The organism is Desulfolithobacter dissulfuricans, from assembly GCF_025998535.1.
GTDB lineage: Bacteria > Desulfobacterota > Desulfobulbia > Desulfobulbales > Desulfobulbaceae > Desulfolithobacter > Desulfolithobacter dissulfuricans.
Genome location: NZ_AP024233.1, coordinates 2,307,508 through 2,322,118, shown reverse-complemented (window position 1 = coordinate 2,322,118; position 14,611 = coordinate 2,307,508). Strand labels below are relative to the sequence as shown.

The 14,611-nt window shown below is 57.8% G+C and carries 12 protein-coding genes; 10 read left to right on the top strand and 2 right to left on the bottom strand.

What is annotated here, in order from left to right; genetic code table 11:
* Nucleotides 1-219: 219 nt before the first annotated feature.
* From recN to GF1_RS10280, 4 genes are all read left to right on the top strand, one after another.
* Nucleotides 220-1,887: a DNA repair protein RecN gene (gene recN, locus GF1_RS10295; protein ID WP_267926466.1), complete on the top strand. Its 1,668-nt coding sequence runs from the start codon at nt 220-222 to the stop codon at nt 1,885-1,887.
* 247 nt (nt 1,888-2,134) lie between these two features.
* A complete protein-coding gene (locus GF1_RS10290; protein ID WP_267926465.1) occupies nt 2,135-3,172 on the top strand; it encodes a thiamine biosynthesis protein in 1,038 nt (345 codons plus the stop codon).
* 283 nt (nt 3,173-3,455) lie between these two features.
* Nucleotides 3,456-4,511, top strand: a complete 1,056-nt coding sequence (locus GF1_RS10285; protein WP_267926464.1) for an IS110 family RNA-guided transposase — start codon at nt 3,456-3,458, stop codon at nt 4,509-4,511.
* Between the two features lie 928 nt (nt 4,512-5,439).
* The gene (locus GF1_RS10280) at nt 5,440-6,609 is read left to right on the top strand and encodes an ATP-binding protein (protein WP_267926463.1); all 1,170 of its coding nucleotides are present in this window, start codon (nt 5,440-5,442) and stop codon (nt 6,607-6,609) included.
* Nucleotides 6,610-7,325: 716 nt separating this feature from the next.
* Here the strand turns inward: GF1_RS10280 and GF1_RS10275 are convergent.
* Nucleotides 7,326-8,600 (bottom strand): mechanosensitive ion channel family protein, encoded by a 1,275-nt coding sequence (locus GF1_RS10275; RefSeq protein ID WP_267926461.1) that lies wholly within the window; start codon nt 8,598-8,600, stop codon nt 7,326-7,328.
* A 9-nt stretch (nt 8,601-8,609) separates the two neighbouring features.
* A complete protein-coding gene (locus GF1_RS10270) occupies nt 8,610-9,095 on the bottom strand; it encodes a thioredoxin family protein (RefSeq protein WP_267926460.1) in 486 nt (161 codons plus the stop codon).
* Between the two features lie 122 nt (nt 9,096-9,217).
* Between GF1_RS10270 and GF1_RS10265 the strand changes: the two genes are divergently transcribed.
* From GF1_RS10265 to ruvB, 6 genes are all read left to right on the top strand, one after another.
* Nucleotides 9,218-10,783: a CCA tRNA nucleotidyltransferase gene (locus GF1_RS10265; RefSeq protein WP_267926459.1), complete on the top strand. Its 1,566-nt coding sequence runs from the start codon at nt 9,218-9,220 to the stop codon at nt 10,781-10,783.
* A gap of 59 nt (nt 10,784-10,842) precedes the next feature.
* Nucleotides 10,843-11,478 carry an RlmE family RNA methyltransferase gene (locus GF1_RS10260; RefSeq protein ID WP_267926458.1) on the top strand — a complete coding sequence of 212 codons (636 nt, stop codon included), beginning with the start codon at nt 10,843-10,845 and terminating at the stop codon, nt 11,476-11,478.
* Between the two features lie 43 nt (nt 11,479-11,521).
* Nucleotides 11,522-12,271 carry a YebC/PmpR family DNA-binding transcriptional regulator gene (locus GF1_RS10255; RefSeq protein WP_267926457.1) on the top strand — a complete coding sequence of 250 codons (750 nt, stop codon included), beginning with the start codon at nt 11,522-11,524 and terminating at the stop codon, nt 12,269-12,271.
* 71 nt (nt 12,272-12,342) lie between these two features.
* Nucleotides 12,343-12,843 (top strand): crossover junction endodeoxyribonuclease RuvC, encoded by a 501-nt coding sequence (gene ruvC, locus GF1_RS10250; protein ID WP_267926455.1) that lies wholly within the window; start codon nt 12,343-12,345, stop codon nt 12,841-12,843.
* A gap of 26 nt (nt 12,844-12,869) precedes the next feature.
* Nucleotides 12,870-13,493, top strand: a complete 624-nt coding sequence (gene ruvA / locus GF1_RS10245; protein WP_267926454.1) for a Holliday junction branch migration protein RuvA — start codon at nt 12,870-12,872, stop codon at nt 13,491-13,493.
* 39 nt (nt 13,494-13,532) lie between these two features.
* Nucleotides 13,533-14,582 carry a Holliday junction branch migration DNA helicase RuvB gene (gene ruvB / locus GF1_RS10240; RefSeq protein WP_267926453.1) on the top strand — a complete coding sequence of 350 codons (1,050 nt, stop codon included), beginning with the start codon at nt 13,533-13,535 and terminating at the stop codon, nt 14,580-14,582.
* Nucleotides 14,583-14,611: the final 29 nt, after the last annotated feature.

The window sequence follows — 14,611 nt, the reverse complement described above, 5'->3', positions numbered from 1 at the left end:
GACAGGATTTTTGCCTCTCCGTCGGCCCTTTGGGCATGCGCATGACACCGCAGGAGCGGATGTCACGAGGTTTTTTTGGGTTGGAGATCGTCCTGAGGAAGGGGGGCTGTTGTGTCGTATCCGTAGGGGCAGGCACGGGGGCCTGCCCCTACGGCATGAATCCACAACGTGATTTTCAGATGCCCTGGCATCATTTCAACGTCGACCCTGGAAAGACAAATGCTGCAGGAACTGCACATAGAAAATCTCGCCCTGATCGATTCGCTGCACCTGGATTTCAGTGGCCAGGACACAGGGCTTATTGTTTTCACCGGTGAGACCGGGGCGGGTAAGTCCATCATCCTCCAGGCCCTGCATCTGCTCACCGGCGGCCGTGGAAGTGCGACCTGGATCCGGAGCAACTGCGACCGGGCGGTTATCGAGGCCTGCTTTCTCCTGGGATCCGAGCAGCAGGAAAGCCTGGAACTGTTGCGGAAGCATGGGCTGGAAAACGACGGTGAGTGCATTATTCGTCGGATACTCAGCCGGACCGGCCGCAGCAGGGTGTATGTCAATGATCACCTGGTTACTGCCAAGCTGGCCGGTCGGCTGGCCACCAACCTGGTCTCCATTGCCAGTCAGCACGATCATCAGGAACTACTCAGCAGCCGGCGGCACCTGGATTTTCTCGACAGTTTTGGTGAACTCTGGCCGGAGCGGCAGGAATTTGCCTCCCTGTATGCGCGCTGGCAGCAGCTGGCCCGCAGTCTCCGGATCCTGCAGGAAAAAGAGCAGGACAAGGAGCAGCGGCGGGATTTCCTCGCCTTTCAACTGCGGGAGATCCAGGAAGTGGACCCGACTCCGGGCGAGGATGAAGAGCTGTCCCTGGAACGGGACCGGCTCAAGTCCTCCACCACCCTGGCGACCCTGGCGGCCAAAAGCCATGAGCTGCTGCACGGGCGGCTGATCGAGCACCTGGCCGAAATTCGAAAGAACATGGAGCAGGTGGCCTCGCTGGACGAGAGTGCCCGGGAGCTCAGTGAGCGGATCACCACGGCCTGTTACGAGGTCAAGGACCTGGAATCGGCCCTGCGGGATTACCGGGACACTATTCCCATGGATCCGGGTCGGCTGGAGGAGATCAACGGTCGGCTGGCTGCCCTGAAGACTCTGCAGCGCAAGTACGGGCCGACCCTGGAAGAGGTGTTGGAGTTCGCGGTCCGGGCCGAGGAGGAGCTGCAGACCCTGGACAGCATGGAGCAGGAGCTTGCGCGGCTGGAAAAGGAGCTGGAGGTTTTGTCCTCTGAGCTGCGATCCAGGGCAGCGCAGCTGACCAGGAAACGGCAGAAGGCAGCGGCCAGTTTGAAAAAGGCCATGGAGCGGGAGCTTTCTTCCCTGAGTTTCCCCCAGGCACTGTTCAGCGCTGCGGTGGAAAGTGATGCCGAAAATATCCAGGCCACCGGTCAGGACCAGGTCACCTTTCTTTTTTCCGCCAATCCCGGTGAGGAACCCAAGCCGCTGGTCAAGGTGGTGTCCGGCGGTGAGCTGTCCCGGTTGATGCTGGCCATGAAATGTCTGCTTGCCCGGCGGGATCAGGTGGAGACGGTCGTCTTCGACGAGGTGGATGCCGGAATCGGCGGCAAGGCTGCCGAGGCCGTGGCCGGAAAGATCAGTGAACTGGCCGGGCATCACCAGGTGTTCTGTATTACCCATCTGCCCCAGATCGCCGCCTATGCCACGGCCCATTACCTGGTGGAGAAACAGGTGCTGGAGGGGCGGACCAGTACCTCTATCCGGATGCTGGATGGGGACAGCCGGGTGCTGGAGCTTGCCCGGATGCTGGGCGGCAATTCGCTGACAGACCAGACCATGGCCTTTGCCCGGGATCTGATCGAGCGGGCCGGATGAGGCGGTAACGTCGTAGAGGCAGGCCCCTGTGCCTGCCCTGTCTCGATGCCTGCTTCGTAGCACATAAGCGATGGTATCCGAAGGGACAACATCGCGGGCGCCGTGCTCGTGCTCGTTAACGTACACGTACACGAATTCCTTTGTTTACTCTCGTTCACGTGTACGAGCACGAGCACGTGGACGTTCACGGGTTACCTCTCTGTGGGCAACGTTATTTATTTAAATCTTAACTGACTGACCTCTATCTATGTCTGAAATTACAGCCCTTGGCCTCTATTCCGGGGGCCTCGATTCTCTTCTTGCCTGCCGGGTAATCGCGGCCCAGGGGATCCGGGTCATTGCCCTGAAATTTGTCACCCCCTTTTTTGATCACGACCTGTTGACGCGGGAAGAGGAGTTCCAGCGCGAGGTCATGAGAAAACACGGGGTCGATGTCCGGCTGGTGGATTTGAGCGAAGGGTATATCGAACTGCTTCGCAACCCGGCCCATGGCTATGGCAAGCATTTCAATCCCTGCATCGACTGCAAGATCTTCATGCTCACCCGGGCCCGGGAGTTGATGCCCCGTTACGATGCGTCCTTTCTCTTTACCGGTGAAGTGCTGGGTCAGCGGCCCATGTCCCAGCGGCGCGATACCCTGAGGGTGATCGAACGGGACTCGAAATGCGAGGATATTCTCCTGCGGCCCCTGTGCGCCAAACGGCTGGATCCCACCCGGCCGGAGCGGGAAGGGATGGTGGATCGGGAAAAACTCTACGGTTTTTCCGGTCGCGGGCGCAAGGACCAGATGGCCCTGGCGCGGGAATTCGGCATCACCGAATATCCGGCCCCGGCCGGAGGGTGCATTCTTACTGATCCCAATCTCGGCGCCCGGATCGAACGTTTTTACCAGGGCCATTTTGCTACCGGCCGGGAGAGCATCGAGGTCGGCGATATCAAGTTGCTGCAGGTGGGCCGTCAGTTCCTGCTCCCCGGTGGTACCTGGCTGGTTCTGGGTCGTAAACAGGCGGAAAATGAGAGAATCAAGAAGCTTTACGAGCCGGGTGACTGGCTGCTGAAGATGGAAGACCGGCCCGGACCTACAGGCCTGCTGCGGCGGGCCGAACAAACCGTGGCCGGCACAGAACAGGAAGAGGAAATTCTGCGCCTGGCCGCAGGCCTGGTTGTCCGGTATGGCAAAAAAATACACGGCGAAACGCCTCCGGCCACAGTGCGGATCTACGGCGAAGGCAAGGAAGAGACCATGACCGCCCATCCCGTGGACGGCACCGATTTTGCCTGCTGATTCCTGGCCCGCCCCTTCTCCTGTCTCCCAGAAAACCTCGTGACATCCGCTCCTGCGGGGTGACGCCAAAGCCTGGTCAAGGGCGAACCACCCGGTGAGATGCAACCCCGGAGCCATCCTGCCACATCCAAGGTTGGAGTGGGCACCGCAGGAGCGGTGACCGTTGATTATGGAATCGTTCACCGCGGAGGTAAAATGAGAAGGCTGATTCCCCGCGAGCTGTGTTATAAACACGCTCAAGAATAACCGCAGTCGAATGCTGCACAACCTGGGAGAACCAGCCATGCACAATGTAACAATCGGAATGGACCTTGGCGATAAAAATCATGTTATCTGTATTGTTGATCATGCAGGCCGAATCGTGCGTCGAGATACGGTTACTAATACCAGAGAGGCGTTGAGTGAGTTTTTCTCACCCCATAAAGGGGCAACTGTTGCCCTTGAAGCCGGTACCCATTCGGCCTGGATCAGCAGGCTGTTATCCAGGCTGGGCTGCCATGTTTTGGTTGGCAACCCTCGTAAATTACGCGCCATCTGGGACAGCAACGATAAATCAGATACCAGAGACGCTGAAATGCTGGCCCGCATAGCCCGGATGGATCCTGATCTGCTCTATCCGGTCAACCACAGGGGCGAACAGGCCCAGATTGATCTGGAGATATTGCAGGCCAGGGATGTCCTGGTGAGGAACCGCTCCAGCCTGATCAACCATGTTCGTGGCAGTGTCAAGGCGCTGGGATATCGCCTGCCGGGATGCAGCGCAGACAGTTTTCACCGGCAGGCAGATGAACATCTTCCTGAAGACTTACGTGGCGCTCTGGAGCCTGTATTGACAATTATCGGCCAGATTACGTCCCAGATCAAAGAATTTGACAGGGAAATAGAGCGTATCAGTGCGGAGCGATACCCGGAGACCGAATTATTGCGGGCCATAAAAGGAGTTGGTCCTCTGACGGCCCTGGCCTTTCTATTAATCGTGGAAGACCCGGCACGATTTGGCAAAAGTAGACAGGTTGGATGTTTTCTTGGCCTGACTCCCCGCCGCGACCAGTCAGGAGAAACCGACAGGCAGCTTCGGATAACCAAAGCGGGCAACCCCTATCTGCGGAGGTTACTGGTCGGTTCGGCCCAGTACATCCTGGGACCTTTTGGAGAGGATTGCAATTTACGAAGATTTGGTCTTCGCCTGGCAGCCAGGGGAGGTAAAAACGCAAAGCGTCGTGCCGTGGTTGCCGTAGCCAGAAAACTGGCGGTACTCATGCATCGCCTCTGGCAGCACGGTGAGATATATGACCCTTTTTACAAACCGCAATCTCGCCCCCTGGCAAAGGCTGCGTAGAAAACCCGGTTGAACCAGAGAGTGAACAAAGGGAAAAAAGGATGTTTTTCCTTCTGTTTCCAAAGGCAGTTGAGAGTTTTTAATATCTCCCTCAAAAAAACGTCCCGTCCGGAAGACTGCGTGACACCGCTCGGTCCGTCATCAGCCAGTGACATATTCAAAGACCGCCGCGGAGGTTGCAGCTTCCACGACGGATTGTACGATGCATCGAGCTTATGGCTGAGCTCTTTATATGAATGCGAATGGAAGCCTGACGTTACAGGGATTTATAAAAAAAATGGTTCGCCACGTCGAACTTTTCTTGACAAGCCTTCTCATGGAAGCGGAGGAACGAGGGGTTTTGGGTGTACCGAGAGCTTTCCAGCTCCGTAGTACAAGAACAATGGTATCCCGGGAAGGAAGTATATCGCGGGAAGCATCCCGTGCTCGTGCCCGTAAACGTTAACGTCCACGAATTCCTTTCTTCCCTCTCGTTCACGTGTACGAGCACGAGCACGTGTACGTTCACGGATGGAGAGGGATAATCCAGCACAACAGCTATCTTCCTCAGGACGATGGCCAAACCCAAAAACCCTCGTGACATCCGCTCCTGCGGTGTCACGCAATTGACCGGGGACCCGGCGGAGCGGGAAAAGTCATATCCCCGCTCCTGCGGGGTGACGCTGGCCTCCATTCCCGTGCTCATGCTCGTTCACGTGAACGTTCACGGACGTAGACCAGATACCCGAACCAGCTGCTCGTCTTCCTCCGGCCTGCTAAGCCTTCATTCTTTTTCTCTCCCACGCTCTGCACCCTGCTGGTTCGCTTTCGAAACTTGCGATTTAGTTGCATGACGAGTAATATTACTCAGTGAGTGAGTATTTTTGCACTGATGTTGATCCAGGGGAGGGAGATTAAGCCTGTGCGGTACACATATGAACGGAAAATTGTGACAGAGATTCTCCAGGGGCTGAGAAGAAAGAAAAAACTCCTTCACATTATCACCGGTCCAAGACAGGTTGGCAAAACCACGGCAGCGTTACAGATTGCTGAGAAATGGCAGGGGGAGGTCATTAATGGCTCAGCTGATTTACCTTTGCCGCCAGGGCCGGAATGGATTGAGGCCCAGTGGGGCAGGGCTGTCAGGCTGGCTCGGAAGAGGAAAGGCAGTGAGGATGTCCTTCTGATTCTTGATGAAATCCAGAAAGTGCAGGGGTGGAGTGAGGTCGTCAAATTTCTCTGGGATGAGGAATGCAGAAATCCTGTGGGGCTGCAGGTACTTTTGCTTGGATCCTCTTCTCTTTTATTGCAAAAGGGACTTTCAGAAAGTCTTACAGGTCGTTTTTTTCTCTATCGCTGTCCCCATTGGCAGTACTCCGAAATGAGAGATGCCTTTGGCTGGGATTTTGAAAAATGGATTTTTTATGGAGGCTATCCCGGTACAGCGGACTTGATAGATCAATATGAAACCTGGCGTGCGTATGTAACAGATTCCCTGATCGAGACTGTGCTGGCAAGAGATATCCTCCAACTGCAGACAGTTGCCAAACCGGCATTGTTGCGGCATCTTTTTTTACTTGCCTGCGGTGTTCCGGCACAGATTCTGTCGTATAATAAAATGCTCGGTCAGCTTCAGGATGCAGGAAACACCACGACATTGTCCCATTACCTGAAATTGCTTGAATCAGCTTTTCTTGTTTCCGGTCTTGAATTGTTCAAACGGGGGAAATTGAAAAAAAGAGGGAGCAGTCCGAAATTAATCATCTGGAACAACGCCCTTATCAGCGCGGTGACAGGCGTTTCTTTTGAAGAGGGCATCTCCGATTTTTCGTGGTGGGGAAGGCTGGTGGAAAATGCAGTGGGAGCATACCTGTTGAATCAGCTGGCCGGGCTTCCCTATACCCTCTATTATTGGCGCCACCGGGGACATGAGGTTGATTTTGTCCTCGAGACCCCAAGAGATCTCTGGGCCATTGAAGTGAAATCTGGAAAGGCTCAAAAAAAACAGGGCCTGGCAAAATTCTGTCAGTTGTACCCGGAAGCCAAGCCGCTGCTCATCGGGCACGGAGGATTGAGTTTCGAAGATTTTTTCCTGAACCCACCTGTTACGAGTTGGTAGTACCTGGTCTTGGCGGGAGATTTATGTAGCGAGGGGGGGCGGGATTCAAAAAACCCTCGTGACATCCGCTCCTGCGGTGTCACGCAACTGACCGGGAAGCCGGCGGAGCGGGAAAAGTCATATCCCCGCTCCTGCGGGGTGACGCCAAGACCAGGTTAAGGGCGAACCAGCCGGGCGAGATGCCACCCCGGAGCCATCCTGCCGCCTCCCAGGTTGGGCAGTACATCGCAGGAATCATCCCGTGAACGTGCTCGTGCTCGTGAACGTTAACGTACACGTCCACGAACTTCTTTCTTCCCTTTCGTTCACGTGTACGAGCACGATCACGTGTACGTTCACGGATGGAGAGTGGGAATCCGGGATTTCAAAAGAACCTCGTGACATCCGCTCTGCGGTGTCACGCAACTGATCGGAGAGCCAGGTGGAACGCGAAAAGCCCTGGCCCCGCTCCTGCGGGGTGACTCCGCTATGTTGATTTATTCAACACAGCAACCAGTCATACCACCGCAGGAGCGGTGACCGTGGATTATGGAATCGTTCACCGCGGAGCGGAGGAACGAGGGGTTTTGGCGTGTACCGGGTGCTTTCCAGTTCCGTAGCACAAAACCAATGGTATCCCGGGAAGGAAGTATATCGCGGGAACCATCCCGTGCTCGTGCTCGTACACGTTCACGTGTACGTTCACGGACGTAAACCGTATATACACAACCCAGCTGCTAGTCTTCCTCCGAGTTCGTTCTTGCCCGCCCCCAAAGCCTCCGGAAATCCCAGCCGCTGGGGTTTTGGAACACCCGCAGATCAAACTGCTCCACTGCGGCCAGCAGGTGGTCGAAGATGTCGGCCTGGATGGCCTCGTAGTTGGCCCAGACCTTGTCGCTGCTGAACACGTAGATCTGGATGGGCAACCCTTCAGGCCCTGGCTGCAGGTGGCGGACAAGGAAGGTCATGTTGCGGTTTATCTTGGGATGCTGTTTCAGGTAGGCGATGATATAGGCCCGGAAGATGCCGATATTTGTCTGCCGTCGGCCGTTGATGACCACCGAGGTGTCCACCCCGTGGGCCTGGTTGTACTCTTCGATTTCCTTTTGCTTGTTGCGCACATACCCGCTGATCAGCTGGATCCTGGCGAAATCCTCCAACTCCTGGTCCGAGATGAAGCGGATCGAGGTCATGTCGATGTTTATCTGGCGCTTGATCCGTCGGCCGCCCGATTCCTGCATGCCGCGCCAGTTCTTGAACGATTTCGAGATCAGCGCGTAGGTGGGGATAGAGGTGATGGTCTTGTCCCAGTTCTGCACCCGCACGGCGTGGATGGAGATGTCGATTACATCACCGTCTGCCCCGTGCTCCGGGCTTTCTATCCAGTCGCCGACCCGCACCAGGTCGTTGCCGGTGAGTTGGATGGAGGCCACGAAGCCGAGGATGGAATCTTTGAAGACCAGCATGGTGACGGCGGTCAGACCACCGAGGACAGAGAGCAGGCCCCAGGGGGAACGGTTGGTGAGGATGGCGATCAGGAAGATGAAGCCGAGCACGTAGGTGACGATCCGGGCCGCATCTATATAGCCGCGGATGGTGGAGCCCCGTTTACGCCGCAGGGAAGAGTAAATGTCGTTGATCGCCCCCAGGGTGGCGGTGGTGCAGCGAATGGTGACAATGACAAAACCGGCCATGATGAGCCGGCGGATGATATCGGTCACCATGTGGCCGGTGGCCAGCAGCAGGTCCTGGGCCAGGTAGAGGATCACCATGGGCACGTACCAGGACAGCTTGTGGAACACCTGGTTGTGGACCAGGGCATCGTCCCAGGACGGCCCGGTTTCCTGGATGATCTTGATGACCATCCGCACCAGGATGCGGCGGGTGAGCCAGGTGGCCAGGACCGTGATCAGCAGGACGCCGCAGGCGATGATGACGTAGGCCAGGAGAATGGCGGTCTCTTCCCGGACCCCCATCTGGCCGAGCCAGGCGATGATGGTTGTGTCGGTCATGGTATTATTTTATATCTCCCTGAACCACTGCTCCACCTGGGATCGGGTGGGCAGCAGGCCGCTGCTTTTGACCTGACCGTTTATCATCAGGGCAGGAGTCCTGGTGATCCCGGCCCGGCCGATTTCGTCCGGGTCATGGATCTGTTCGATGTCGGCGGCCACTCCCATCTGGTTCAGTACTTCGATGACCAGGGTCTGCAGGCTGTTGCAGCTCACGCAACCGGGACCGAAGATACGTATCACCAGGGCCTGTTCTTCCATCCCCTCGCCAGCACCGATGAAGCGCAGATATTCCCGGCCCAGGGCCTCCCGGTAGTCCTTTTCCCGGCCCGGCGGGATGTAGTTTTTTCTTTTGATGGCCTGAAACAGGTGGTCCACAGCCTCTTCCCGGGTAAGTTGCCTGGAGCCCAGTTCGTTGAGGGCCACATCCAGGCCGATCAGACCGATAGTTGATGCGCCGATGCGTATGGTTCGTGTTGTTGCTGCTTCTGTCATGGTGGTCAGTATTCTTTTTCTATGTCTTGGTCTCGACAAAAACGTCCGTTATGGGCGGACTCTATTTGAGACTGTAGAGGATTTTGTGGAAAAAACCAAGTCCTGGCTGGTATAGTGGCGCCATGTGGGAGCATGGAGAGGAGACAAGAAAAAACATTGCCGGTGATCTGCTGCGGGAGCTGTTTCCGGCCGGGATCCTGACGGCTCTGGCCGGGATATACGCGAAACGTCGCGGTGCTGTCTATCTCACCGGCGGGACAGTTCGGGACCTGCTCATGGGACGCACCCCGGCGGATATCGATCTTACCGTTGATCACCGGGCCCAAGCCTGGGCTGCGGATTTTGTCCGGGAAACCCGTGGCACCTACGTGGAACTTGGCCGGGACGAGGATGCGGCCCGGGTGGTCTGCCGGGAGGTGGTGGTGGATTTCACCTCGTTTCGTGGTATGGCGGATCATATCGAGGCCGACCTGCGGGAACGGGACGTGACCGTGAACGCCATGGCGGTGGATCTGTGTCCCCTGCTGCGTGGGGGAGGGGCAGGGGAGAATGGGCAACCACAGGAGCCAGGGCAGGCACGGGGGCCTGTCCCTGCGGAGATGGCGGGGGAATGGCTGCCGGTGATTGATCCCCTGGGCGGGGTGGAGGATCTGGAGAAGAGACGGATCCGGGTGACCTCCAACCGTGCGTTTCGTGATGATCCGCTTCGTCTTCTGCGGGTATTTCGTTTCAGTGCCACGCTGGATTTCACCATTGACGACGACACCCTCGACCTGGCCCGCCGACAGCGGGATACGTTGAACCGGGTGGCCCCGGAGCGCATACGGCATGAGCTGAACCTGATCATGGCCAGTGACCGGGCTTTTCCTTCCTTTGGCTCCATGGCCGGGATCGGCCTCCTGTGGGAGGTCGTTCCCGAGCTCCAGGCCGGGGTGGGCATGGAACAGCCGGCCAGCCATCACCTGGATGTGTTTGCCCACTGCCTGGAGGCTCTGCGCTGGATGGAACGGATCGTCGAGGATCCGGGCCGGTTTTACCCCGGTCAGGCCGAAAGAATGGGTAGCTATCTTGAAGGTCCGCGCCGGGTGGTGCAGTTGAAATGGGCCGCGCTCCTCCATGACGTGGGCAAGCCGGTGACCTTTACCATTGACGAGGACCGGGGTGGGCGTATCACCTTCTACAACCATGATCAGGTCGGGGCCCGGATCTGCCGCGACATCGGCCGCCGCCTGCGCTGCTCCAACGAGGATATCCTGGTGATTTCCACCCTGGTCGCGGCCCATATGCGGCCTTTTCATCTGAGCAATGTCATGCGCCGCGATCAGGAGGTCAGTCTCAAGGCCTGCCTGCGGTTGATCCGCTCCCTGGGTGAGCATCTGCCGGGGTTGTTTCTGCTGGGCATGGCCGATGCCCTGGCCGGTCGCGGCGATGCCCGGCCCGAAGAGATGGAAGCCGAACTGGCACGGCTTTTTGCCCGGGTGGAGCAGGTGCGCCGCGAACACGTGGAACCGGTACGCCAGGGCAAGCCGCTGCTCACCGGCAGGGACCTGATCGAGGAACTCCATCTGAGCCCGGGACCCATTTTCAAGGAAATCCTCGAGGCCGTGGAAGAGGCCCATATGGAGAAGAAGATCCACACCCGCGACCAGGCCCTTGTCCTGGCCAGGACCCTGGTCGAAAAGAGGTAGCGGTTGTAATCACCTTTGGGCTCGAATTTTTTTTACAAGGGAACTGGAAACAGATATCTATGCGTAAGGTCAAGGATTATTACTTTGAAAAGGCCAGGAAGGACAACTATCCGGCCCGGTCTGTGTACAAGCTGGAAGAGGTCCAGAAAAAGTACCGTTTTCTCAAGAAGGGGCAACGGGTGCTGGATCTCGGTTGCCACCCGGGAAGCTGGAGTCTGTATGCGGCCCGGATCGTCGGCAGCAGGGGCGTGGTGGCCGGTGTGGATCTTTCGCACACCGATCTGCCGACGCAAAAAGGCCATGCTGAAATCTGTTGGCTCTGTTATGATGTCTATTCCGATGAACTGCTGGAACACTTGAAGAAAACCTGGCCTGGCTTCCATGTCCTCCTGTCGGATATGGCGCCCAGAACTACGGGCAGTCAGTACGCCGACCACCAGCAGTCACTCCGACTCGTGCGCCGGGCCCTGGATATCGCCGCTGTGCTGCTCCATGAACGGGGCACCTTCTATGCCAAGGCGTTCCAGGGGGAGGATTTTCCGGAACTGCTCAAGGAGTGCAAGCCTCTTTTTGAAACCGTCAAGGTGGTCAAACCGGACAGCTCCCGCCGGGAAAGCCGGGAGGTGTTCATCCTGGGGCGCGGTTTCAAGCCCAGAGAGGCCAGGACAAGGCGACTTTCGAAGGAAAATCAATAATAAAATTTAACCTGTTCAACTTTAACTTCAGAAAGAGGGTAACGTGTCTGGACATTCAAAATGGAGCACCATCAAGAGGAAGAAAGGTGCCAATGACGCCAAACGCGGTAAGATTTTTACCAAGCTGATCAAGGAAATTACCATCGCCGCCCGGATGGGCGGGGGTGATCCCGAAGGAAATCCACGGCTCCGCAGTGCCATCACCGCAGCCAAAGCCCAGAACATGCCCAAGGACAATATCGAGCGGGCCATCAAGAAGGGTACCGGCGATATGGAAGGGGTGGCCTACGAGGAGATCCTGTATGAAGGGTATGGCCCGGGTGGCGTAGCGGTCCTGGTGGAGACCATGACCGACAACAAGAACCGGACCGTGGCAGATGTGCGGCATTTCTTCGCCAAGAGCGGTGGTAACCTGGGTGAGTCCGGCTGCGTGGGCTGGATGTTTGACAAGAAGGGTACCATCCTGGTGGACCGGGAAGGGGTCGATGAGGATGAACTCATGGACTTGGCCATCGAGGCCGGGGCCGAGGATGTGATCGAGGAGGAAACTTCGTTCCAGATCCTCACCGAGCCGGAAGACTTCAGCGAGGTGGTGGATGCCCTGGAAAAAAGCGGCATCACCATTGTCGAGGCCTCCATCTCCATGGTGCCCAAGAACACGGTGGAAGTGACCGAGGAGAAAAAAGCCAGGTCGCTTCTCAAGTTGCTGGAGAACCTGGAAGACCATGACGATGTACAGAAGGTGCACGCCAACTTCGATATTCCCGATGAACTGATGGAGCAGCTGTCGTAGGTGGCCGCGGACGAATCTTTTTCGTGCGATCTGTGTCGGCTGCCCGGTCGGTGGTTGGTTGCAGCTGAGTAATGGGAGCAGTAAAGATCATCCGGATCCTGGGCATTGACCCTGGTTCCCGGGCCACCGGCTATGGCGTGATCGAGAAAAACGGGCCCCTGCTCGGTTTTGTCACCTGCGGTACCATCCGGACCCGGGAAAAGGATTTTTCCCGGCGACTCTTTGAGATTCACCAGGGATTGCGCGAAGTGATCAACTGCCACCGGCCCGAAGTGGCGGCGGTGGAAGATGTCTTTGTGGCAACCAATCCCCGCTCGGCCATGAAACTCGGCCAGGCCCGGGGGGTGGCCGTGGTTGCGGCCATGCAAAGCGATCTGGAGGTTTTTGACTACACGCCGCGGATGGTCAAGCAGGCCGTGGCCGGATACGGTCAGGCCGACAAGGCCCAGGTGCAGCGCATGGTCCAGGTTCTGCTGGAGCTTTCCGGCATGCCTTCCAGTGACGCCGCCGACGCCCTGGCGGTGGCCATCTGCCACGCCAATCACATGGATTACATCAGAAAAAATTGTTGACCGTAAGGACCAGGTAATCCCTGCCAATGATAGCCGCGCTCACAGGAACCATCTTTCATAAACTGCCTGGCAGTGTCATAGTCGATGTACGCGGGGTGGGCTACGAGGTCCAGGTCTCGGGTCGGACCTATGACCGGCTGCCTTCCACGGGTGAAGAAACCTTTCTTTACATCCATACCAGTGTCCGGGAGGATGCCATCACCCTGTACGGCTTCAGCGAGCCCGAGGAAAAGGAGCTCTTCCTGCTCCTGAACACGGTCTCCGGGGTCGGGCCCAAGCTGGCCCTGTCCATCCTTTCCGGGATTTCCGCGGCCGAGCTGTGCGAGGCTATCAGCATGAAGAATCTCTCCCGCCTGGTTGCCCTGTCCGGAGTGGGCAAGAAAACAGCCCAGCGGTTGTGTATGGAACTGGGCGAAAAGGTGGGCGCCCTGGCCGGTGGCTGGGATGGGGGCGATTTGGAAACCGCCGCTCCGGCCGCAGTGGAAGGACATGCCATGCAGGACGCGGCATCGGCTCTTGTCAATCTCGGTTATCCCCAGAACATGGCCTGGCAGGCCCTGCGCAGTGTCCAGCAACACGATCCCGAGGCAGCGGCTGCCATGAAGGTCGAGGAGCTGATCCGTGAGGCGCTGCAGGTGCTGGCCCGATGAGATTTTTACCTATTGTCTGTTGCGTTTCGGGACCAATTTATGAATTTTGAGGAAGAGCTGACAGGAAAGCGGCTGGTTGCCCGGCAGGAGCTGGCAGACGATGTGGCGCCGGATACCGACCTGCGGCCGCGGAGCCTGGACCAGTATATCGGCCAGGAACAGGTCAAGGAGTCGCTGCAGATTTTTATCCAGGCCGCCCGCCAGCGGGGTGAAGCCCTGGATCATGTCCTGTTCCACGGCTTTCCAGGGCTCGGCAAGACCACGCTGGCCTATATCATCGCCCACGAGATGCAGGCCGGAATCAAGGTGACCTCTGGTCCGGTGATCGAGCGGCCCGGTGATCTGGCCGCCATCCTCACCAGTCTCCAGGCCGGGGACGTCCTGTTCATTGACGAGATTCACCGCCTCAACCACGTGGTGGAAGAGATCCTCTATCCGGCCATGGAGGACTACCAGCTCGACCTGGTGATCGGCCAGGGACCGGGGGCGCGCTCGGTGAAAATGGATCTGCCCCGTTTTACCCTGGTCGGGGCCACCACCCGGACCGGTCTTCTGACCCCGCCGCTCCGGGACCGGTTCGGGGTGATTCTGCGGCTTGACTTTTATTCTCCGGAAGAGCTGGTGACTATCATCAAGCGTTCGGCCCGGCTGTTCGGAATAGAGATCGACGACGACGGGGCCATGGAACTGGGCCGGCGTTCCCGGGGGACGCCGCGGATCGCCAACCGGCTGCTCAGGCGGGTGCGGGATTTCTCCGAGGTGGGTGGCCACAAGGTGATTACCCGGGAGGTGGCGGACCGGGCACTGACCATGCTGTCTGTCGATCAGAGCGGTCTGGACGAGATGGACCGGCGTATTCTCCTGACGCTCATCGACAAGTTTCAGGGCGGTCCCATCGGGCTCGATACCTTGGCCACGGTGGTGTGCGAGGAAAAGAATACCCTGGAAGACGTGTATGAACCCTTCCTGATCCAGTCCGGTTTCCTGGTCCGGACCCCCAGGGGACGCATGGCCACGGCCGCGGCCTATGAACATTTCGGGCGGCCGATGCGCCGGGGAAAAGGGCACCAGCCGGGACTTTTTGAGTAAACGGGGGGTGTTCTTGCGCAGCACGGTTG

Bases quoted from the DNA above. Each gene is read 5' to 3' on its own strand.
- recN (WP_267926466.1), top strand. From the start codon at position 220: ATGCTGCAGGAACTGCACATAGAAAATCTCGCCCTGATCGATTCGCTG.
- GF1_RS10260 (WP_267926458.1), top strand. From the start codon at position 10,843: ATGCGTAAGGTCAAGGATTATTACTTTGAAAAGGCCAGGAAGGACAAC.
- GF1_RS10275 (WP_267926461.1), bottom strand. From the start codon at position 8,600: ATGACCGACACAACCATCATCGCCTGGCTCGGCCAGATGGGGGTCCGG.
- GF1_RS10265 (WP_267926459.1), top strand. From the start codon at position 9,218: ATGTGGGAGCATGGAGAGGAGACAAGAAAAAACATTGCCGGTGATCTG.
- ruvC (WP_267926455.1), top strand. From the start codon at position 12,343: ATGGGAGCAGTAAAGATCATCCGGATCCTGGGCATTGACCCTGGTTCC.
- GF1_RS10290 (WP_267926465.1), top strand. From the start codon at position 2,135: ATGTCTGAAATTACAGCCCTTGGCCTCTATTCCGGGGGCCTCGATTCT.
- ruvA (WP_267926454.1), top strand. From the start codon at position 12,870: ATGATAGCCGCGCTCACAGGAACCATCTTTCATAAACTGCCTGGCAGT.
- GF1_RS10285 (WP_267926464.1), top strand. From the start codon at position 3,456: ATGCACAATGTAACAATCGGAATGGACCTTGGCGATAAAAATCATGTT.
- ruvB (WP_267926453.1), top strand. From the start codon at position 13,533: ATGAATTTTGAGGAAGAGCTGACAGGAAAGCGGCTGGTTGCCCGGCAG.
- GF1_RS10270 (WP_267926460.1), bottom strand. From the start codon at position 9,095: ATGACAGAAGCAGCAACAACACGAACCATACGCATCGGCGCATCAACT.